The sequence below is a fragment of the Accumulibacter sp. genome (assembly GCF_029255285.1).
Classification (GTDB): Bacteria; Pseudomonadota; Gammaproteobacteria; order Burkholderiales; family Rhodocyclaceae; genus Accumulibacter.
In genome coordinates this window covers 67,484-88,381 of sequence record NZ_JAPUVI010000055.1, presented here as the reverse complement: position 1 = coordinate 88,381, position 20,898 = coordinate 67,484, and the positions used below count along the sequence as shown (strand labels likewise).

At 61.7% G+C, this 20,898-nt stretch carries 17 protein-coding genes and 1 pseudogene; 3 read left to right on the top strand and 15 right to left on the bottom strand.

The genetic code is table 11. From position 1 onward, the window contains the following. Both Q1M07_RS07875 and Q1M07_RS07870 read right to left on the bottom strand, forming a co-directional pair. Positions 1–544: pseudogene (locus Q1M07_RS07875) on the bottom strand (hypothetical protein); the annotation flags it as partial. Positions 545–631: 87 nt separating this feature from the next. Then, positions 632–1,036: a hypothetical protein gene (locus Q1M07_RS07870; protein ID WP_300452772.1), complete on the bottom strand. Its 405-nt coding sequence runs from the start codon at positions 1,034–1,036 to the stop codon at positions 632–634. A 111-nt stretch (positions 1,037–1,147) separates the two neighbouring features. Here Q1M07_RS07870 and Q1M07_RS07865 point away from each other — a divergent pair, with 111 nt between their 5' ends. Next, positions 1,148–1,402 carry a hypothetical protein gene (locus Q1M07_RS07865; RefSeq protein ID WP_300452770.1) on the top strand — a complete coding sequence of 85 codons (255 nt, stop codon included), beginning with the start codon at positions 1,148–1,150 and terminating at the stop codon, positions 1,400–1,402. A 15-nt stretch (positions 1,403–1,417) separates the two neighbouring features. Here the strand turns inward: Q1M07_RS07865 and Q1M07_RS07860 are convergent, their stop codons facing one another. Beyond that, positions 1,418–2,269, bottom strand: coding sequence for a hypothetical protein (locus Q1M07_RS07860; RefSeq protein ID WP_300452768.1), 852 nt, complete (start codon positions 2,267–2,269; stop codon positions 1,418–1,420). A 121-nt stretch (positions 2,270–2,390) separates the two neighbouring features. Then, positions 2,391–3,758 (bottom strand): DNA cytosine methyltransferase, encoded by a 1,368-nt coding sequence (locus Q1M07_RS07855; protein ID WP_300452766.1) that lies wholly within the window; start codon positions 3,756–3,758, stop codon positions 2,391–2,393. A 583-nt stretch (positions 3,759–4,341) separates the two neighbouring features. On the opposite strand from Q1M07_RS07855, the gene Q1M07_RS07850 reads away from it, so the two are divergent. Continuing rightward, positions 4,342–4,713 (top strand): hypothetical protein, encoded by a 372-nt coding sequence (locus Q1M07_RS07850; protein ID WP_300452764.1) that lies wholly within the window; start codon positions 4,342–4,344, stop codon positions 4,711–4,713. Between the two features lie 28 nt (positions 4,714–4,741). Then, positions 4,742–5,179, top strand: coding sequence for a transposase (locus Q1M07_RS07845; protein ID WP_366984014.1), 438 nt, complete (start codon positions 4,742–4,744; stop codon positions 5,177–5,179). Positions 5,180–5,417: 238 nt separating this feature from the next. Here the strand turns inward: Q1M07_RS07845 and Q1M07_RS07840 are convergent, their stop codons facing one another. From Q1M07_RS07840 to Q1M07_RS07790, 11 genes are all read right to left on the bottom strand, one after another. Then, positions 5,418–6,317 (bottom strand): hypothetical protein, encoded by a 900-nt coding sequence (locus tag Q1M07_RS07840; RefSeq protein ID WP_300452762.1) that lies wholly within the window; start codon positions 6,315–6,317, stop codon positions 5,418–5,420. 195 nt (positions 6,318–6,512) lie between these two features. Beyond that, positions 6,513–7,961, bottom strand: a complete 1,449-nt coding sequence (locus Q1M07_RS07835; RefSeq protein ID WP_300452760.1) for a lipopolysaccharide biosynthesis protein — start codon at positions 7,959–7,961, stop codon at positions 6,513–6,515. A gap of 162 nt (positions 7,962–8,123) precedes the next feature. After that, positions 8,124–9,317, bottom strand: a complete 1,194-nt coding sequence (locus tag Q1M07_RS07830; RefSeq protein ID WP_300452758.1) for a TIGR03087 family PEP-CTERM/XrtA system glycosyltransferase — start codon at positions 9,315–9,317, stop codon at positions 8,124–8,126. Positions 9,318–9,592: 275 nt separating this feature from the next. Further along, complete coding sequence (locus Q1M07_RS07825; RefSeq protein ID WP_300452756.1) at positions 9,593–10,609, bottom strand: polysaccharide deacetylase family protein; 1,017 nt, start codon at positions 10,607–10,609, stop codon at positions 9,593–9,595. 14 nt (positions 10,610–10,623) lie between these two features. Next, a complete protein-coding gene (locus tag Q1M07_RS07820; protein ID WP_300452754.1) occupies positions 10,624–11,343 on the bottom strand; it encodes a class I SAM-dependent methyltransferase in 720 nt (239 codons plus the stop codon). Between the two features lie 21 nt (positions 11,344–11,364). Then, the gene (locus tag Q1M07_RS07815) at positions 11,365–12,693 is read right to left on the bottom strand and encodes a putative O-glycosylation ligase, exosortase A system-associated (RefSeq protein WP_300452752.1); all 1,329 of its coding nucleotides are present in this window, start codon (positions 12,691–12,693) and stop codon (positions 11,365–11,367) included. 98 nt (positions 12,694–12,791) lie between these two features. Beyond that, positions 12,792–14,162, bottom strand: a complete 1,371-nt coding sequence (locus Q1M07_RS07810) for a phenylacetate--CoA ligase family protein (RefSeq protein WP_300452750.1) — start codon at positions 14,160–14,162, stop codon at positions 12,792–12,794. Next, complete coding sequence (locus Q1M07_RS07805; RefSeq protein ID WP_300452748.1) at positions 14,159–15,283, bottom strand: glycosyltransferase family 4 protein; 1,125 nt, start codon at positions 15,281–15,283, stop codon at positions 14,159–14,161. The genes Q1M07_RS07810 and Q1M07_RS07805 overlap by 4 nt, the downstream gene beginning before the upstream one ends. Before the next feature lie 487 nt (positions 15,284–15,770). After that, complete coding sequence (asnB, locus tag Q1M07_RS07800) at positions 15,771–17,717, bottom strand: asparagine synthase (glutamine-hydrolyzing) (protein WP_300452746.1); 1,947 nt, start codon at positions 17,715–17,717, stop codon at positions 15,771–15,773. Between the two features lie 15 nt (positions 17,718–17,732). After that, positions 17,733–18,947 carry a TIGR04063 family PEP-CTERM/XrtA system glycosyltransferase gene (locus Q1M07_RS07795; RefSeq protein ID WP_300452744.1) on the bottom strand — a complete coding sequence of 405 codons (1,215 nt, stop codon included), beginning with the start codon at positions 18,945–18,947 and terminating at the stop codon, positions 17,733–17,735. Then, positions 18,944–20,890, bottom strand: a complete 1,947-nt coding sequence (locus tag Q1M07_RS07790; protein WP_300452741.1) for an XrtA/PEP-CTERM system amidotransferase — start codon at positions 20,888–20,890, stop codon at positions 18,944–18,946. Before Q1M07_RS07790 ends, Q1M07_RS07795 begins: the two co-directional genes overlap by 4 nt. Between the last annotated feature and the right edge of the window lie 8 nt (positions 20,891–20,898).

Below are 20,898 nucleotides of genomic sequence, written 5' to 3'. Positions count from 1 at the left end.
GTTTGAGCTCACCTGCGGGCGACAGACCGCGAAGCGGGCTGGCGAACGTCAGGTGGAGCGAAGGGTTAGGGGGCACTTGCGCGCTTGCGGCGCGCAGGGCGAGCGTGCTCGCAAAGCCCACGAGAAGCGCAAAGGACGCAAAGCAGGCGTACGCCCAATGAGGCCGGCGCTTGAGAAGCGCCGCCCTGAGCACAGCGACGGCGAACGGACAAGCCGCTAGTAGCAAACCGCCTGTGACGGGCGAGCTGGCGAAAGCGCTGAGCAGGCCACCCCAGAACAAGCCAATGAGCGCGAGCCCAAGCGCGGCAACGGGCCGGGAAATCGGTGGCTCTGCAACGGACGCAAATAGCGCCAGGCCAACCGCCGCTCGGCCGTGCCACAGAAGGCCAAAGGCAAACCCAACCAGCACCAGCGCCAGACCCGCAGCGCCGGTGAACCACGACAGCGCGTGCGAAGCGGCCACCGCAACGGCAACACTTAGCAGGACGCATAACAGTACGCGCCAATAGCGAACTGCGGTGATGGCCTCGAGCAGTTGGTCCACATGCCCTCTAACGTTGAAGTTCAGGGGCTGGATGCAAGCGCAGCTTGCAGACCGTCCCCTGGAACGCAGTGTTGGGGGGGTGGCAAATCATGACTGCGTGGTTACTGATAATTCTTCTAGGACTTTCTTCAGCCGCCATTTGGTTAGCAGTACGCAGGATAACCAAGCTGGAAGACCGATTACAGCAAGAATGGAGAGAACAAACAACCAAGCATTTGCAAGAACTGGACACTGCGCTTGAGGAATGGTTGGGGGAGCTAAAGCTGCCACAACTTGAAGGAGAAACGCAACGAAAAGCAGTAGCGCACCAATTGCGTACTGTGTTGATTGAGAAACTGCTGCGGCAGCGAATACCGGGTTGAAATTCCAGTATGTGCCGGACAAGGCGACTATCTTCTGCTGTGATGTAAATGCGGAGCCAACAGCAAAGAAGATTGCGGAGATGAACCCACAACATGCCGCCGCTATTGAGTAAAGAGTTTGGGATGACAACTAAAACCCCAACGTGGAGTTCAGCGGGCAAGCGGCATCGCCGCGTAGCTCCGCTGGAACGCAGGGTTAGCCCTCTGCGTGTTACGACAACTGACTTTTAAGGGGAACAGGATGAACACAGCATTGATGTTTGCCAAAGATGTGATGCGGATGCAGCGCGAACTGGAAGACCTACGCGAAGAAGTTGAGCGACTGCGCGAAGTTGAGCAGAAGTACAACGAACTGCTGAATGGGGCGCTTGCGCATAGCCGCGAGATGGCTGGCCAGGTGTTGGAACTGTGCATGAGCGGCGGCACCTTTCGGCCCGAGAGGGCTAACGTTCAAGGTAACCGGACTTGCGCGGCTTTATGCGCAAGGTCCGGTTGACCGCAGGGTTGGGCATCACTCGGCTAATTCGTCACAAAAATGACGAGCAATAAGAAACAGCCATGGAAGCTGGCTCCGCTGTAGTAACGACACGTTGTAGTCGCGGCCTACTGAGGCAGTAGAAACAATGTCATGTAGGTCAGCAATGACATATTGATGCGCGGCGGGATCAGGGGTTCCGGGCGCAATACACGCGCGGATGAGAGCGGAAAAGACCTCGATAAAGCAGTTCGGGCCTCCCAAATGCTCCCACCAATCGAGCCCTATGCGAACCGTTACGTCAACGGAAATCCCCCGTTCCTGAAACGCGCAATTCCATCTGTCAGCAGGATCAACAGTGAGGACACCCCCCCGCTTCTCTCGAATATTCCGAAGGATATGCCAGTCCTTCTTGTTGGATGTCATGGGCGTTCCGTAGAGGACGCCATACGTGAAGTCAAGCCGAGTGCGGTTTGCTTCTTGGGACCACGCTCGGTAATGATTGAGAATCGCGTCGGCGAAATTCTCGCTCATTTCGTCGTTCAAGCAGCGCGGCCCGCTCTTCAACGTCGCCAATCTCAGGAGACGCTGCTCAATCTTTCGGCCGTCGAGAGCGGAATTGCTCGTATGCATTTCGCTTGCGACACACTCCCAACCATACACAGGAAGCGCGACTTCCTCCACCATGCGGCCGGCTGACGTTTCCATCGAAGAAAACTGCTTCGCGGGAAGAATGTCGTTCTCGATTTCGCTGATCCGCGTGTAACTTCTATTTCGTGCATGGATCAGCAATACATAAGGGCTGGTGTTGAACTTCTGAAACTGTGCATCACCTTCCGGCAGGGACGTGATGTGCGAATCAATCTTCCGCCGAAACTGGTTTTCCATCGCGAGCACACGTTGACGGCTCTCATCTGAGCTATCGACTGAGGCAAGCTGGAGCAGTAGGTTAGCCTTGGAAAGACGCCTTCCGGCGGGACGGGGAAGGCCGTTGTGTCGCCGTGCCATATTATCGAAGCCCTTTGATTTTTCTTACCGTCTTGGGCGCTCCATAGGCTGCGCCGCCATTAATCTCGTCGTCATCCCAAACGACCGCTTTACCATCTTTGAACCATTGCCGAGTACGGACGTGAGATTGAAGGTAGATGATCCGAGGTTCTGTCGGACGCGGCTGCTTACGGCTGATATCAATGTGGTGGGCACGGCGAAGATGGTCAGCGATTACACCACCAGCAACCATGCCCAAACGAGTTGGAACGGCATTGCCCACCTGGGTGTACTGTTCGGCGACCGTGCCACAGAATTCCCATTCGTCCGGGAACTCCTGAATTCTGGTGTATTCACGGATCGATAGTGCTCTCGTCTCGACAGGGTGACAAAGCGCAGTGCTGGCGTGGTTTGGCATTGTTACTAGCGTTGGACAGGGAAGATCAAACGTTAATCGCCTCCACCAGCCAGAGCGACCGCCTTTTGCATGCCACGCTTTTCCCATGGATTCCCGCTGCAAGTCCTCGGGCAAACTTCTCCAGTTGGAGCCCGGTGGAACAAGGTCGAGGTACTTCTTCTTTCTAGGGCTGAAATCGAGCACGGTTGGGTTGTTGTCCTTTAGGGTTCCGATCACGTCCCCAATAGTCTTCCACGGTAACAACCTCGCCTGTTCAAACAAGCCACGTTGAATTTCGTCTGATAGGGCTGGGTCTTCTGGGCCGTGCGTCGGAGGCGGAAAGTCAACCTGAAGCCCAAGTCGATTGCCAATGAACAAAGCTCGCTCACGAATCTGTGGAGCCCCGTAGTTGACGGCGTTAACTTCGTAGATGTCTAGGTGGTAACCCGCCCCGGCGAGGTTGGCGAGGTCTCTTGCGAACAATCGAACGACGGAACCGGGCTGTTCATCCTCGTCTAAAGGTGGGCCGCCCTTTTCCGGTCGATCTGCTATCGGGCGGTGTTTCAACGCCGCCGAAAGCAGTCCCCGGACGTTCTCCATCAAGAAGAACTTGGGCTGGATGTGCTCAACAAAGCGCAGGAAATCCCATAGAAGGGTTCCACGAGGGTCTTGTGTGGTGCCTCGCTTTCCCGCCGTACTAAACGATTGGCATGGGGGGCCGCCGACAATCACGTCGATGTCTTCGGGCCGCAAACCGACGGTTTCAAGCACATCTTGTGGTGAAAGCTGAGAGATATCCGCTTCTATGACTTTAAGGTGCTCCGGAAGCCGCCCTTTGCGCTGGTTAAGCCGTATCGTGTCGCAGAAGGTTGGCACCTTTTCGACACAGGCCACGATCTCAAAATGCCCTGTCGATTCGATGCCCAAGTCGAGGCCCATCCCGCCTGAGAATAGCGATAGAACCTTGAATTTTCGTGTGTTATTTGTCGTCACGATATTAGTCTCGGCATGGTGATGTTGGATTGTCGCATGCGGCCCTGTGGTGCTGCCCAACGTGAAGTAGACACCAAAAGTGGTGTATAAAAAACAGCACAAGGTGTATACTACGTCTCATCCTCTGTAGCCTCTTGATTTCTCGAAAGGTGCTAACGACGAACGCGCCTGACGAGACGCAAAATACACCTTCGCCAGCCAAGCTGCCCGACCAGCTTCGCCGCCGCATACGGCGGAAGCGCTATGGTATCCGAACCGAAGCCCGGTATGTCCAATGGTCCACGCGACTCACGCTTTTCCATCATAAACGCCATCCGTGAAGATGTGGACGCTGACGAAGTCGAGGCCTTTCTCAGACATCGGCGAACCTTTTTCCAGAGCAGACCGACAAGGGCGAGGCAGGTCCAATCCTCACAAGTTGGCGTCTTTGCCTATTTCGCAGAGCACCTTGTGCCGGCCCGTACTCCCGCGGCAAAATGGCGCTGTAACACATTGTTTATAAATAAGATTCGCATGACGGCTTGAATATGGCAATATACTTGGAAAGCTCCCCAAGTATCTGTTTTGAAGAGAGTTCCTTGAAGTGGCTCGCCTCGACCCGAAACACTTCACCCGCCGCCGCACTCTCACCCTGCCAACCATCGTCAGTGTTTTGCTCTCCAGCGTCCACGCCGCCGTCCAGTGGGAACTCGATCAGTTCTTCGCCAACCTGCGCAATCGCGCCGACTCGGTCCGTGAGGTCACCGCTCAAGCCTTCTACCAAGCGCGTTACAAGATCAGTGCGCTGGTGTTCGGCGAGGTCAATCAGCGTCTGTCGAGAGGATTCAAGGTGGTACGCGAGTTCCTGCCGTCCGGTCGACACGAGCAGGTCGTCGTCTTGCGCGCGCCCAATGCCCGTGATGCCAAGACTATGACTGCCCGGCCACGCCGACCACGGTTCGCTTGGTGCGAGTAACGACACCGAACGGACGGGGCATGTGCTGATGACCTCGCTCCTCGATCCGGTGGCATTTCCCGCCGCCGCGTTCGCCAAGCTGAACCACGGTCGCTGGCGGATCGAAGAGGCGTTCAAACGGATCAAGCATCGGCTGCAACTGGAGCCTACCTCCGGCTTGTCTTGGCATGCGGCGCGCCAGGATTTCGGCGCCAAAGCGGTCTTCGACAATCTCAATGCGCTGGCCGCCTATGTTGCCACCGATGCCCTCCTTGATCCCGGTTCGTCCTGCAAGATCGACCGCACCTTGGAAATCGACAAGATCAAACGACAGATCGGCCGTTGGCTCCTGGCGGCAACCGCCACTGCTCGCCGCCCCAAGCCGATCCTCGAGGAGATCGCGTTGAACCTCCAGAAGTTCGTCCCCAATCGCTCCCGACCTCGAAAACCGCAGCCGAAACCGCACCTCTCTCACGCTTACAAGTAACTATGGCAATAGGCTAACTCGAGGATTGCATCACGATACGGGTGAACCGCTCTCCCGCCGTGATTTGGCGGGGATCATGCACCATCGCTTGTCCACCAGGATCGTCACCGACGAAGAGCTTACGTCATCCATCATCGGCAGGCATTGACGGCGGCGTCAAACCATGGAATCCGCCCATGGCAGGCCAGCCACTATGCCCACCCCACAGCGGATTGGAAGAGCAACTGCCAAAGTAGAACTAGGCTTGCGGCGCCGACTCCCGCGTGGCGTAGACCAGCCTCGGAGCCTGCGCGGCGAGAGACCAGTCCCGCGGCCGACGAAGTTTCCTGACTTCCCACCTCCGGAGGGGCGATCCCGCCAGAGTCTGTCGTGCTTGCTGCGGACACTCTTCGATCCAGCCGAGTACGAACTGCTCTATGGTCGGCGGCAGTTGTTCAGGCGGCATCTTGCGCTGAGACAGGAACCTCTTGGTTGCCTGCACGACCAGGGCACGCAGTGCATTGTTGAGTTTTCGTCGCCACTGCGTCTTTACCACCGCATACCGCCACCACTTTTTCTCTTCGATTGTCCACGTCACGTCCGGATGCACGAAAATATGAGTTCTTACGTCCCAGGCGTGCCGCGCCGGATCCAGGCCAAAGGCCAGAATGGCGCCGAGCAGCGTATCGAAACCATAGAGCCCCAGGGGTAAGCGAATATTCCGGCTCCGCAACTCGTCCATCACCGGCTTCTTCAACGCAAAGAAGGCACCTCGCAGCCCACCTTCGCTCAGCAGCTCCGTACGGGCACGGACCACATCCGTTCCCGACGACGGGACTCCCGTCCCGGCAAGCGCTGCCGGCACCGCCGGCAGCGCCGCCGCGAGCAACTGAAAGGCATCGTCCTTGACCCGGGCGTAACCGTCGACAAAGAAGGTGAACCGGCTGCCTGGCCAGATCAGGTGGACATATTGATTCCAGGCATGTGCCTTGCCTCCCAACGGCGTCGACCAGATCCTGACCGTCGGCGAGTCGGTCGGGAAGAAGCGCCGGGCGAGGAGGCCGGCGGCCTCGGTGGCAAGGCTTTCGTTGCCATTGACGATGACGTCGACGACACTCGGTTCGACCGACGCCGCGATGACGGCCTCGATCGTCGTCATCAGTTCCTCAGGCTGCTCGCGAGCAGTGAATATGGCTACGGACCACGAAAATGGATGGTGGGAGTTGTCGCTGGAGTTCACGTCGGCCATTGCAAATGTTCGGGCAAATGGAAAGTCAGGGGGCAAGCCATGGTGCTGCGGCGCAGGCAGACGGACCGCCTCACGCATCGCCGCAGCCTGAGTTCGAATGGTCGGTCATTTCCGCAGTGACGATCTGAGCTTCTTCGACAGACCCACCAACTCGGCCCACAGCACGTGGCCAAACAAGCGTAAGGAGAGCAACCACAGCGACACGGTGATCAGCCCGCCGACCAGGGCAAAGCGGATGTAGTTCGCCTCCGATATCGGCTCGAATACGACCCAGACAGCCACCGGCGCCACCGAAAGGAGCGTGATCAGGAGGCTCGGCAGGCAGCTCCTGAGCACGTCCCGCCAGCGCAGACCAAGTGCCGAATGCAGATGCCACTGGCAGAGGGCGCAGCCAAACACGGCGGCGACGAGAAGTCCGACGCAGGCGCCAGTCAGGCCAAAGGGGATGACGGCAAACAGGCCGGCGATACGGCCTCCCTGCAGGCCCATCTGCAAGGCATTGCTCCGCCTGACGTCGCCTTCGGCAAGCAAAGCCTCCTTGGCCAGATAGTGTATCAATTCGATGGCGGCGGCCAGGCAGAGAATCTGGGACAACGGTACGGAGTCGATCCACTGATTGCCATAGAGAATTCTGATCAATGCGTAAGCGAAGACACCGATAAAAGCGAGAAATGGCCAGCCGATCGCCGTGAGATAGCAGATGCTCTTGAGATAGCCGTTGTTGACCGAACCCGTTTCGCGGCTGTCGTGCGCGAAATAGGGCAGGCAAACCGGAACGACGGCATTCAGGAAACTCCTGTTGAACAGTTCGACGACCCCGTAGCCGCGGCTGAACATGGCGACGCCGACCAGATCCTGGGCGCGGCCGATGATCATCTCGGGCGCTCCTTTGCCGATCTGCCCGAAAATGTAGATCCCGCTCGCAAACTTCCCGAAATGAACCACCCTACCCACGCCGTTCAGGCCGGGCCATCGGGGAAAGTCGGCCGGCCGGAACCACATCGAAACTCCGACCATGACGACGATGCCGGCGAGCGACGACCAAGCCAGGCTCATGTAACCGAAACCCAGCCAGGCCAAGCACAGGACCGTCGTAAACGAAGCCAGACCGGACCACATGCCGGCGATGAAGACCGGCCGGAAATCGAGCTGACGTCGAAAGTAGGCCATGGTGACGGCACCGAACGGGATGAGCAGAAAATTGAATGCCTGAACGCGCATCACCTCGGTTACGCCGGGGTCCCGGTAGAAATCGCCGGCCGTCGGGGCAAACAGGAAGAGCAGCGAGCACATGGACCAGGAAACGGCGATATTGACGGTCAGTGCGGCACGGATCTTTTCGGCCGTCAGTTCCTTTTCCTGAATCAGGTATTCGGCGACGCCGAAATCGCGAAAGGTGCTTGCCAGGGCGGCAAATACGGCGGCGACCGCAAACACACCGATTTCCGCCGGAGTCAATAGGCGTGAGACGACCATCGTACTGATGATCTGGAGAGGAAGAGAAAAGTAGCTGCTGCCGAGCGAATAAGCGAGCGAACGGCGGATGGTGGTCAATGGCTTGGTCCAGAGCAAATGATGTCGACGCCGGCCTTGCCGGTCGGCGGAGGGGCGCAGCGGACCTTCGATCGCCGGTGGCCAGTGGCCGTCTCATCCAGCCGGCCAAGCCGGCTGGATGCTGCTGGGTGGGAGATGGGCAGGCCGCACATGATCAGCCGATCACGCTTCCAGGTAGTGATCGATGCGCGACAGATGGGCGTCCCAGCTATAACGCGCCAATATCTGCTGTCTTGCGGCCACCCCCATCGCGTCCGCCCGCGGACGCTCGGAGAGCAGCGTTTCGACCTGCCGGATATAGTCGGCGACAGTGCGCGCCGTGAGAAAGTCTCGTTCCGGAAGCGCATCGACCGCTGTCGCGCACTCGGCGGAAGCGACGACCGGCAAACCCATCGCCATCGCCTCGAGGACCTTGTTCTGGATGCCACGCGCCAGTCGCAGGGGAGCGACGACGACCGCCGGAGGCTGCAAATAGGGTCGCACATCGGGAACCGTCCCGGTCACCACCACCTGCTCGCTGGCCAGAGCCTGGACGGCAGGACTCGGCGAACGCCCGACGATGTAGAAGCGTGCCTGCGGCCAGTTGACACGAAGGCGCGGCAAAATCTCGGTCGCAAACCAGGTGACGGCATCGATGTTCGGCCAGTAGTCCATGGCGCCGGTGAACACCAATGGCACTTCTTCCGCGCCGTAGGGGGACGTAAATGCGTGCTCCGGCGAGAAATAGTCCGCGTCTACACCGTTGCCCATGGCCTCGACCCGCTCCGCGCACTCCGGAGCCAGACGACGAAACAAGTCGCTTTCGTTGTCGGTCACAAAAAACGAGCGCTCCGCCTGCCTCGCCACCGACCGTTCGTAGGCGAGCAGACGCTCGCCTTCGCGACGATAGAGCCAGGACATCGGCCAACGATGATTGGCCGCATACTGAGTCCACTTGGCCGAGTCGACGTCGACGAAATCGACCAGTTGGCGCAGCTCGCGTCGACCCTGAACGTACTGCGCCATGACGGAAGAAAAAACCACCACCGCATCGATACGCTGTTCGCGCAAGGTACGATCGACCCAGGACTGCAAGCCCGCATTGCGATAGTAAGGCAGCGTCAACGCGGTGTGGTCGAGCAAGCCGCGTAGACTCGACAACCTGGCCACGCGCGGCGAGAGGCGGGCGACATGCATGTCGGCGCAAAACGGCGGCAAAGCGCCGAGATGAATTTCGTCCTGCGGATCGTCGATGAAAGTGCCGAGAAAAACCTGGTGCCTGGCCGCCAGATGTCGGAGCAAGTGATACGAACGAACCTTGTCCCCCTTGTTGGGAGGATAGGGCAGACGGTGTACCAGATAGAGAATCCTGCTCACGCCATCGCCTTTCTGCCTGCCGGCCAGCCAACGAACAACGTCACGCGGCCGCTCACCGCGTGACGAGATCGATGCCCAAACCTGCCGCGGCTGTCACCGCGAACGGTCGACGTGCGCGAGACCGGCTCGTCGGCATCATCGGCCGCCATCCAGGACGCATTCATTTCCAGACCTCTCTTCATTTCCAGTGACGCAACAACGGCCCCGGTGAACGATCACGGAGCGCTTCCGGCACACCCTGCGGGAGCCTCGGCTTGAGTTTCTCCTTGCCCAGCCTACGGCCCAGCGCCCGACGGAGCACCCAGAACCTCATACCGCGTGTTCTTCTGGTTGACCAGCAAACGCGTCCCCCAGACCGACAACGACTCGCCCCACGGGCTGAATCTCGGCAACTGGAACACATCGTCGCCCGCCCGCGAAACGCCGGTCGCCGTGCTGACCGCGCATTTGAAACCCAGGCGCGCGAGCAGAGCGACGTGGCTCTGGTCATAGTCGCGCCCGGGCTTCCCGTTGGGGTAGGCGAAAACCTCCACCGGGGCATCGATGATTTCCTCGAGGCGCTTCCGCCCGTCGGCGATCTCGCGCTCGGCTTCATCCGGCGTCAATGTCGTGAGAATCGGGTGTCGGACGGTATGGGCACCGATCTCCATCCCCGCGCGGTGCAACTGTCGGACCTGGTCGGAAGTCATCATCAGATCGTCCGGCAGATCCGGCGCACCGCAACGATCGTGCAGGCAGGCAATGGCCTGGTCACGGTCAGCCAGGCTCTGGTACTTGATACGCGGCAGCAGCGCGCCAATCAGCGCCCGGCGCTCCGCCAGCCCGGCAAGCGAGCGGCGGCCCAGACCGAAGACTTCCAGGTCGACTTCTGGTTGGCGGCAGGCGCGCACGATTTCGATTACCGAGTCGTTCCACATCCGGCCACCGTCGAGAAAGCCCGTGGATACGAAAAAAGTCGCCGCGACCCCGCAGCGCCGCAAGATAGGCAGGGCGACTTCCGCGTTGTCGGCATAACCGTCGTCGAAGGTGATGACCAGCGCGCGCGCCGGCAGATCGCCCCGCTGCAAGCCCGCCGCTGCTTCGGCCAGCGACATGACGCGGAAGCTGCGCGCCACGAAGCTCATCACGCGCTCGAAACGCCGTGCGTCGGGCTCGTAGGGAAAAAGCTCGTCGGCCTGCGCACGAACGCGATGATAGATCAGGATGGAAAGCCGCGGCGCGGCGAGCAGGCTGCAGGCGCCGTGGGCCAATTGGTTGACTTTGGCCAGCAAGGCGTCCACGGCAGATCTCACGTGCGACGCGTCGTTCAAGACGCGGCACCGGGCTTGCGCAGTGTCACCAATATCCAACCACGCAAGAAACGAAGCATCTCGAATCGGCTGATCAGTTTCTCGTAGCAGGTCCCGAGAAAAAACAGAGCCCCGTTGAACATCAGGTAGTTCGGATACTGGCTCAAATAATCGAAAGACTCGACGGCCAGCCCGCTGGCCGCCGCCAGCCGGTCGACGTCGGCCCGCGTATTGGTTCGGTAGGCAGTCGGGAAAGTGTCGTCCTCCGCCCTGCCCTCGACCCGCCGGACGACCCACGCATGGAAGCGGTTGGGGACCAGACGCGCTGCCAGCGTACCGTAGTCCCACATGTTGGCCGTCAGGAAGACGGCGGCACCGCCGGGCCGCAAGACGCGCGCAAACTCCCTATAGACCGACTCCGGATCGGTCAGATGTTCGAAAACGCTGCGCGACATGATCAGGTCGACGCTGGCATCCGGTAGCGGCATCGTGGCAAGGTCCGCGTTGTAGGTATCGATGCCGGGCGGCACATCGGTGAAGTCGACGAGTTCGATGCCGATCAGGCGCTGTGCCCGCCCGAGGTACTTCCTCAACACCGGAACGGTCCGACCGCAGCCCGCGTCCAGCAGCACACTGTCGGGCGTCAGCAGTTTGTCGATACGCGATTCCATAACGCGATAGGGATGGGGACTGTCGGCGTAGTACTTGTGCAGCAGTCTTTCGGACAGACTAGTCATGTGCGGTCACCGAAAAGGAAATCATGTTGGGTGGCTGGCAATCGCCGGCGATGCCGAGCCGGCGAGCGCGGGAGAACTGGCCTTCTGGCGCTCACGCAAGGTGGCATCGACCAGCACGACATACGACAGCACGTAATAACTCACATCGAAATGCGCCAGGCTGAGGAAGGCCCCACCGACAGCGAAGCCGGCAAGACTAACCTGTACCATCTTCATCAGCAAGGGCACCCAGGAGCCGTACTCGGGATGATTCCTGGTTTGCTTGGCCAGAGCCGTCGCCCGCCGCCACGTCAGGTAGCCGAGAAGGACGTAGAGCGTCAGGCCGGGGAAGCCGTGCTCGCCGAGCATCTGGAAGTAGATGCTGTGCGCAACGTAGATGGCGGACGAGCCTCCCCGATAGGCACCGACACCTTCGGCCGGTGCGTAAACGGCAAACACCTGCGGCGTATCGACCACGAAGCCTCCGCCGACCAACGGCCGGTCGACCGCCAACGCCCAAAGTGTCTTCCAGGTGTAGATGCGCGACATCGCGGAGACGTCCTCGTCGAAGTTCTCGATCGTCTTCATGCGCCCACTCCACGATTCGGGCATGAACAGGATGGCGGCGGCGACCCCGCAAACCAGCAGCGTGGTCGTCAGCAGGGGGCGCTTGCCTTTCAAGCCGAGGAAGGTCGCCATGGCAAGCAGGGCCAGCAAGGCACCGCGCGACTGCGTGCCAAGAATGGCGAAAGGAACGGTGACCAGGGAAAACAGTACTCCATAGCGAACGATACGTCGTTCGGCGACATGGAAGAGGTAGTAGAGGAAGGGGAGGAGCATCACCAACGCCAGGCCGAAAGCGTTGTTGTCCGCCGCCATTCCGGCCGATGGCCCGAAAACGCGGCCGCCACCGCCGGTGAGGATAGTCCACACGCCTCCCTTGACACCGTACAAGGCCAGCGACAGCGTCACCACCCAGACCAGCGGCTCGATCTGCTCGCGACCACGGATCAGCATCAGCGTCACGAACAACATCACATGGATTTTCGCCACGAAGACCCAGCGGTCGAGAACGACACCCGGAGTGTTGAGCGCAAACAAGCTGGTGAAGGACATCCACAGCAGCAGCAGCAAATAAACCACCGTAATGCCGCTCACCGGAAACGGCCGGCGGTCGCGCGAGAAGAACAAGCCGGCGAGGGTGGTCAGCGCAACCACCTGCGCGGCAGGAATCGATTGCGCGAAACCATAGGTGTTCTTGTGCGGATTCATGACCGAAATCCACGCCCACACGTAGGTGCCGAAGCGGGCGCTGCGCAAAATCAGCGGCAACAGGCCAACGAGGATTATCGTGTACAGAATGTCGCGCATCTCACGCCTCCTGGGGTGTTCGGCCAGCGCCCGCCGCGAGAGCCGGCCGACGGCCGACAAGAGCACCCGGCAGCAGGCAGGTCAAGAGATCGCGAACCCTATCTTCCATGCCGCGACTCGCCGAGCTTGACCTGACTCACGACATACCGGAACTTGCCGGACGCCTCATTGGCAATGTTTACCACCTTTTCGACGCGAATATCGACCATCTCTCCCAAGCGGGCCTTGAAGTCCTTGACGATACGATCTTCGGCCGCGCGATCGAAGTTCGGCCCGACCACGAGCTTGACGATGGTCTGGTCGATCGACACCTGCTCGATGCGAAAGCGCTCGACGCCGGGCAAATCCCGCACCGTGTAGATCAACGCCAGTCCATGCATGACCGTACCGTCGTGGGCAACGACAAAGTCGGTGGTGCGACCCTGAACGTCCTGCAACACCGGCAGGCCACGGCCGCAAGCGCAGATTTTGTCGCCCAGAACGCCGACATCGCCGGTGCGGTAGCGGACAAAGGGGAAATCGGCGGTTGCGGTGTGCGTCACGACGATTTCGCCGGCCTCTCCCGGCGCGGTCGCGGTGCCGTCCGGTCTTACCGTTTCAACGATGATGTCCTCGGCGCTCAGGTGAAGACCCCCGGCCGGGCATTGGTGAGCGATGAACCCGGCATCGCGGGCGCCGTAGCCGTTGGCGACGGGACACCCGAAGACCTCGTTGATGGTTTGCCGCTGCTCGTCGTACAGTCTTTCCGAGGTGACGAACGCAACCCGGATGCCTAGCCCGTCCATTTTCTGGCCACTCTCCCGCGCGTGCTCGGCAATCAACGAAAGACTGGACGGATAGCCAAAAAGCATCGCCGGACGTAGCGTGCGAATGGCGTCGACGAAACGATCCAGATTCACCTTCGACATCTCGAAGGCGGGCAGCAGATGGCTGCGCATCACGCCGTCGCGCAGGCGACGAATACGGTCCTGCGCGCCGAGTTCGATCGGGCTGCCCCAGACGACCAGTTCCGGATCACCGATGTCGACGTTCCACCAACGTGTGGCGCGCCACTTGGCGGCCACGTCGTGACTCTTTCGTCCCTTTCCCATGTAGAAAATCAGCGGTTCGCCGGACGAACCGCCGGTGTTGTAGCGGGTCAGCGGGCCGTGTCCCTCGGCCTTGAGGCTCTCGAGATGAGAACGGATTTCCGGTTTGCCGAGCAGCGGCAAGGCCGACAGCGATTCGGCGCCACGCACCGCATGCGGATCGAAGTCGAGACGGCGGAACAGATCGCGATAGTAGGGCACGCGCGTCCCGATATCGACCAGAAACTCCCGCAGACGCTCGGCCTGCTCGCTCGCCAGTTGATCGGCCGACCACCACTGGCTGCGCTCCAGCCGGCGGCGCAGCGCCACCGAATCGTGCCCCTTGAGGCGCTCGTGCAAAGGGAACAGCACACGCGAACACATAGCGGTATACAAGCTCAAGATCCTCTCCTCGTTGCCATGGCCTGTCGATAAGCGGCGAGCCACTGCGTCCGCACTCGGGGCCAGGCGTAGCGCTCCGCCTGCGCCAGGCCGGCCTGCCGCAGACAATCTGCCAGCGCCCCATCCTGCAACACGCGCAGCAACTCACGCGCCATCGCCGCGTCGTCTCCGATCGGCACCAGCAGGCCCGACACCCCGTTTTCGACGAGGTCCGGGATTCCCCCGGCATCGCTGCTGACGACCGGTACACCACTGGCAAACGCTTCGAGAATCGATATCGGCATGTTGTCGACCGTGCTCGGGTTGAGCAGGCAATCGGCCGACGCGTAGAGCCGCGGAATATGCGCGTTGTCGATCCGGCCGGCAAACCGTACCGCGTCCTGCAGTCCGAGCTCAGCCACCAGAGCCTGCAAGCGGGGAAGCTCCGGCCCGCTGCCGGCAACGGTCAACCGAGCGTGCGGGTAGACCGGCCGGATCCTGGCAAACGCGCGGATCGCCGTCGGGATGTCGTAGATGGGTTCCAGATTGCGCGTCACGACCAGATGTGGCGCGTCGCCAAAGGGTCGCGCCGGAGCGGGCGAGAAACGTGAAAGATCGACGATGTTCGGTATGACTTCGGCTGCCAGCCCATAGCGGCTGAAAACGCGGTGCAGGAAGGCCGAAGGCGTGACCCGGATCGTTGCCTGGCCGAGCAAGCGAAGAACGTGTCGCGGCGCGCCGGCAAAAAACGTATCGGCGTTACCGCCTCGGTAATTGACGATCACGGGCGTATGGCGCAAGCGCGCAATGACGATCGCCGGTGCGGCGATCAAATGCCATGCCCAGCCGGAATTGGCCAGGATGTGCATGACGCGTGCGCGCCCAGCGGCCTGCCAAAGATGCCGCAGGTAAGGCAGCAGTCGGAACCCGGCACGCAGTATCGGCAAGCGCTCCGCCCAGGCCGGTCGATAGGGCGAGTTGGTACGCACCAACTCGACAGCGACGCCCTCGGCACGTAGCAGGCGAACGAGTTGCTCGCATTGGTTGGCCATACCGCCGGATGGTGGCGGCAACGGCCCAACGACGCAAATGGCTGGGAATGGTGGACGGCCCATGGCCGGCGACTGCTCGGTGACGCTCATCGGCCTCCCCTCATCCATCGGCGCAGCCGACAAACGGAGGGCTGGCCAGGCAATCCGGAGCCGAGGCCCCCTGCCCGCCCCACGGCAAGCCGAGAGTTCCAAGCAAGAAAACCGATAGCGATCATGTGCGAGCGTCCCTTTAGCGTTCGATGGCCGTCTGCGGCGGCGACCGCCTCTCCGGAGGCAACCCGCCATGAGCCCCGGCGGACCGGTCGGGAATCCTCTCTGACGGTGATCGCCGTTGGTTGCGCCGACCGAGCAGCGCGCCGCAACAACAGGCGAAGGATATTCGTTCGGGCTGACGCTAACAAGGAAATCAGTCACGAACCCGGGTGCCGAGACTCTACACACGACCGGACAATCGCTGACCATCGGCCGACACCGGATCGGTCCGTCGGGATGCTCGCCGAACGGTCACTCCGGCTTCGAAGTCGCCATGACGATCCGACGGCCAGGCGGTACCGCGGGTCAGCGCTCGGCCGGCTGTTCAGGCGCTGGCCGTTGGCGCAACGTAAGCTTTCAGCTCGTCGGCAACGTCCGTCGGGTCGCGGCGATCGAGAAAGACACGGCTCCAGATCTCGAGGTTGATCAGCGCCACAAGCAAATCGGTCACACCGGCTTGTTTCGCTTCATGCGCCGCGACCAGATCGGCGATCGCCGACGGTCGGAACAGGCCGCGCGCATTCACCACCTCGGTGGCCAACAATCGGCCTGGCAGAGGCGCCAGCGGTTCCCGCAGCCAGGCGCCCTCGGGAAACGCCGTGGCAGCGGAGCGTTGGTCCAGCCGACCGGCCGGCAACAGGCCGGCCAGCGACGCTTCGAGCACGCGCCTGGGCCGCCCGTTGCGGACTTTGATCGACGCCGGCAGGGTGGCTGCGAGTTCAACCAGTTGGTGATCGAGTAACGGCAACCGGCATTCGAGCGAAACCGCCATGCTCATCTTGTCGGCCAGCAGAAGAAGATGGTCGGGCAACAGCGTTTCGACGTCCACCGCCAGCATCCGGTTCAGTTCATCCTCTCTGCCAGCCACCGCAAAAGCCCGCGTCAGAGGATCGGAAGCGGCTATCGACGGCTCGAGCAGCAAGGCGGCAACGGCCTGCCGATCGAGCACCTGAAGTGCGCTGCGATAGCGCTCGTCAGCCGTCTTGTCGAGCGCCGCAAAAGACTCGGCGGCGAGACGCAGCGTATCCAGAGGTCCCGGCTGATGGCTGGTCGGCAGGCGTCGGGCGACGAAGTGTGCGCAACGTCTCAGCCATTCGGGCAGGCGACCGTAGCGTCCGAGGTAGTAGCCCGACAGGCAACGCCGATAGCCGCCGAACAGGGCGTTGCCGCCGATTCCGGAGAGGGCGACCTTGACGTCCTGACGAGCGCAGTCGGAAATCATGAAAGCCGCGATGAAATCCGTTCCCGAAAGCGGTTCATCGAGGTGCCACAGCAGCTTGGGCAGCAGCGCCACGACGTCGGGACGCAGGAGAATCTCTCGATGCCGCGTCGAGAAGCGCTCTGCCACCCGGCGGGCGTGGCCAAGGGAGTGCGACGCTGCCGGTCCTTCGCCAGATCCACAGCCGACCGTGTAGCTACTGATCGTTTGCCCGGAGTGGCTGGCCATCAGTCCGGCCAGGCCGCTCGACGCCACGCCGCCGGAGAGAAAAACGCCGACCGGCGCGTCACTGACCGCCTGCCGGCGTACCGCATCGGCGAGGCAGGTCCGTATCCGCTCGACCCACTCGGTTTCCGAGAGCCCCGGCACCGGGTGTGCGGGCAGCCGCCAGTAGCGCCACTCGCGAATCCGGCCGTCTTCCACGGCGAGCAGGGTGGCCGGCGGCAGTTTGCGCATTCCCTTGAAGAAGCAAGCCGGCGCCGCGACGTAACCAAGATGCAGGTAATCGGCGACGACCGTTCGGTCAAGTTCGGCAGCCACCCCGGGCAGGACCAGCAGTGCCTTGGCCTCGCTGGCAAACGCCAAACGCTGCCAATCCTGAAGTACATACAGCGGCTTCACGCCGAGCCGATCACGGCCGATCAGCAGGCGGCGCCTCCGCGCATCCCACAGCGCGAAGGCGAAGGTGCCGTTCAGCCGGCGGACGAAGTCGTCACCATCGGCTTCATAAAGGGATAGCAGCACTTCTCCGTCGGAGGCCGTCGCGCAATCGCAGCCAAGCTCCTGCAACGCGCTACGCAGTTCGTGCAGATTGAAGATCTCGCCGTTACAAACCAGGCTTAGCGTTCCGTCGGCATTCGACAGCGGCTGCGGCTGCCGCTGCCCCGGCATATCCATCGACGACAGGCAGCGCACGGCAATCCCGCAGGGTCCGTCGAGATGACTGCCTTCGCCGTCCGGACCGCGATGACGCATCCGATCGCCCATCGCTGCCAGTAGCCTTGGCTCGACACCCAACCCGTCAAATCGATAGATGCCATGAATGCCACCCACCACACAGGCCCGGGATCAAGTGGCCGAACCGCTACGACCGTACGCGGCAAGCGCCCGCGCGTAAACGCCGCGATAGGGCGCCACACTGGCCGCCCAACTGCGCTCGATTTCGACGAAGCGGCGTGCCTGGGCGCGAATGTCCGGCCAGACCTCGCGCCGCGACAGGAGATCCTCGATCGCCGCCACCAGCGCGGTCACGTCGCCGGCACGGAAGAGAAATCCCGTCTCGCCGTGGCGAATCAGCTCGCGGTGGCCACCGACGTCGGAAGCGACAAACATCCGTCCCTGCGCCATGGCTTCGAGCGGCTTGAGTGGTGTAACCAGCTCGGTGAGGCGGATCGGCAGACGGGGGAAGGCCAGAATGTCGATCAGTTCGTAATAGCGCTGCACGTCGGCATGCGGCACACGACCGGTGAATATGACCTGCGCCTGCAAGCCGGCCGCCGCCACCTGCGCCTTCAGATTCTCCTCCTGCGGTCCGCCGCCGACCAACAGCACGCGCAGTGTCGGATGGCGGGGCAACATCCGACCAGCCGCCTCGATCAGGAGATTGATCCCCTCGTAGCCGTAGAAGGAGCCCGCAAAACCGAGCACCGTCGCGCCATCGAGTCCGAGCGAGCGACGCAGATCGGGGTCGGCCTCCGTGCCGAAACGGAACAGGCGAGCGTCCACCGCGTTCGGGATCACCGTTACTCGCTCCGGCGCAATGCCGCGCTGAACGATGTCGTTCCGCAGGCCCTGACAGATCGTCGTCACTTGCTCGGCATGCTTGAGAGCAAAGGTCTCCATCGCCCGTGAAACGCGATAGCGCAGGCTGCCCTCCACCGTCGACCCGTGATCGACCGCCGCATCCTCCCAGAAAGCGCGTACCTCGTAGACCACCGGCAAGCGCCGTCGCCGCCCGACCCACAAGCTCGGCAGGGCGTTGAGAACGGGTGAATGGGCGTGGATGAGATCGGGCTGCAGCGCCTCGACGACCTGATCGAGCCGTGTAGCGGTCAGTCGCATCTGCTTGAGGAGCGTACAGCCCGCTTCACTGGGCGTGCGATGGAAGGTCCAGCCATCGACTTCTTCCTGCAATGTCGAACCGGGACCGTGCTTCGGCGTTGTCAGGTGGAATGTCTGCCAGCCCAGCGCGCGCTGCTCGTGCAGCAGCGAGAGCGTACGAAAGGTGTAGCCACTGTGCAGCGGCAGCGAGTGGTCGAGTACGTGCAGGATACGCAGGCTCATGACGCCAACCCCGACTCGCCTGCCACGACGACGGCGGGAGCGCCGGCCGGTGCGTCGACCACGTTGCGCAGAAAGGCTTCGAACATCAACAGCGTCCACAGCGGAGAACTGTAGTCGCTCGCTCCCGATAGATGAGCGTCGACCAGATGGCGCAGATACTCCTGATTGAACCAGCCCGTAGCCGCCAGCCGCGGTCCCAGCACCGACTCGCGAACACGCTCCCTGAGCGGGCCGCGGAACCAGCGGGCAAGCGGCACGGCAAAGCCCATTTTCGGGCGATACAGTATCTCGTTCGGCAAGCTTGCTTGCATCGCCTTTTTCAAGAGAAACTTTCCTTCCTGGCCGTTCACCTTGAACGACGAGGGAAGCGTCGCCATCCACTCGACCAGTTCGTGGTCCATCAGCGGCTCGCGCACCTCGAGCGAGTGCGCCATGCTGGCGCGGTCAACCTTCGTGTTGATGTCGCCCACCAGATAGGTCTTGAGATCGAGGTACTGGATCAGCGCCAGAGGATCGTCGGTAGCGGCGCGCGCGGCATGGCGACGAAAGACATCCTCGGCGCTATAGCCATCGATCTCTCCCCGGAAGCGCTGGCTGAACAGTTGAGTGCGCATCGGACCACGCAGGATGGAGACGGAGTGGAAATAGGCTTCGACCGAAGTTCTGGCCATCCCTTCGAACGTCGTCTTGGCGCGGAACATTCGCGGCGCCCAGTCGGCCTTCGGGTAGATGCGGCCGAGCAAGCCGAACAAGCGCCGTCGAACGCTCTGCGGCAAGGCCGCCCGCATGCGCTCTTCCATCAAGTGCAGGCGGTAACGCCGGTAGCCACCGAAGGTTTCGTCACCGCCATCGCCCGAGAGCGCCACCGTCACATGTTTACGTGCCAGCTGGCACACGCGGTAGGTCGGTATGGCCGAACTGTCGGCATAGGGTTCGTCGTACAACCGGGCCAGCGTGTCGACCAGATCGAAGTCGTCGCTTGCCACCAGGTCGCAGTGATGGTTGGTGCGATAGCGGTCGGCGACCGTCCGGGCAAACTCCGCCTCGTTGAAAGCGGGATCGTCGAAAGCGATCGAACAGGTGTTGACCGGATCGGCCGACTGGCCGGCCATCAATGCCACGACCGCACTCGAGTCGACGCCGCCGGATAGAAAGGCGCCCAACGGAACGTCGGCGATCATGCGCAGGCGGATCGACTCGGCGAGTTTTTCGTTGAGCTGCGCGCAGGCTTCGTCGAGTGAATGGCCGCCGTCCAGAGCGAAGCGGACGTCCCAGTATTCCTTCGTTTCTCCGACCGGCTGGCCACGACGCAGCAACAGCGTATGCGCAGGCGGCAGCTTTCTCGCCTGGCGAAAGATGGTCCGTGGCTCGGCGACGTAGCCGAGTGCAAAATACTCCTCGACCGCCAGCGGATCGATGTCGCGTGGCAAACCCCCGTGCGCCAGAAGGGACTTGAGTTCCGAGCCGAAGAGGAAGGTGCCGTCCGCCAGCAGCGCGTAGTAAAGCGGCTTGACGGCCAGTCGGTCGCGCGCCAGAAACAGCGTCTCGAGTTTGCGATCCCACAGGGCAAAGGCGAACATGCCGCGAAAGCGGCGAACGCAATCCTCTCCCCAGGACTCCCAGGCATGCACGATGACCTCAGTATCGCTGCGCGTGTGAAAGACGTGGCCGAGCGACTGCAACTCGGGAATGAGTTCCCGGTAGTTGTAGATTTCCCCGTTGAAGACCACGCAAACGCTGCCGTCTTCGTTATAAAGCGGCTGTTGGCCGGTCGACAGATCGATGATCGATAGCCGCCGATGCCCCAGACCCAGCCCTTCTTCGACGTGCAGGCCACCTTCGTCGGGACCGCGATGGTATTGCGATTCGTTCATGCGCGTGAGCGCGGCGCGATCAATCTCACGCCGCCCACGAGTATCGAAGATTCCGGTAATCCCGCACATATCCTTGC

Excerpts from the sequence above, each read along its gene's own strand:
- Q1M07_RS07790 (WP_300452741.1), bottom strand. The coding sequence starts at position 20,890 with ATGTGCGGGATTACCGGAATCTTCGATACTCGTGGGCGGCGTGAGATT.
- Q1M07_RS07860 (WP_300452768.1), bottom strand. The coding sequence starts at position 2,269 with ATGGAAAACCAGTTTCGGCGGAAGATTGATTCGCACATCACGTCCCTG.
- Q1M07_RS07815 (WP_300452752.1), bottom strand. The coding sequence starts at position 12,693 with ATGCGCGACATTCTGTACACGATAATCCTCGTTGGCCTGTTGCCGCTG.
- Q1M07_RS07840 (WP_300452762.1), bottom strand. The coding sequence starts at position 6,317 with ATGACGACGATCGAGGCCGTCATCGCGGCGTCGGTCGAACCGAGTGTC.
- Q1M07_RS07795 (WP_300452744.1), bottom strand. The coding sequence starts at position 18,947 with ATGAGCCTGCGTATCCTGCACGTACTCGACCACTCGCTGCCGCTGCAC.
- Q1M07_RS07845 (WP_366984014.1), top strand. The coding sequence starts at position 4,742 with ATGACCTCGCTCCTCGATCCGGTGGCATTTCCCGCCGCCGCGTTCGCC.
- Q1M07_RS07865 (WP_300452770.1), top strand. The coding sequence starts at position 1,148 with ATGAACACAGCATTGATGTTTGCCAAAGATGTGATGCGGATGCAGCGC.
- Q1M07_RS07820 (WP_300452754.1), bottom strand. The coding sequence starts at position 11,343 with ATGACTAGTCTGTCCGAAAGACTGCTGCACAAGTACTACGCCGACAGT.
- Q1M07_RS07805 (WP_300452748.1), bottom strand. The coding sequence starts at position 15,283 with ATGAGCGTCACCGAGCAGTCGCCGGCCATGGGCCGTCCACCATTCCCA.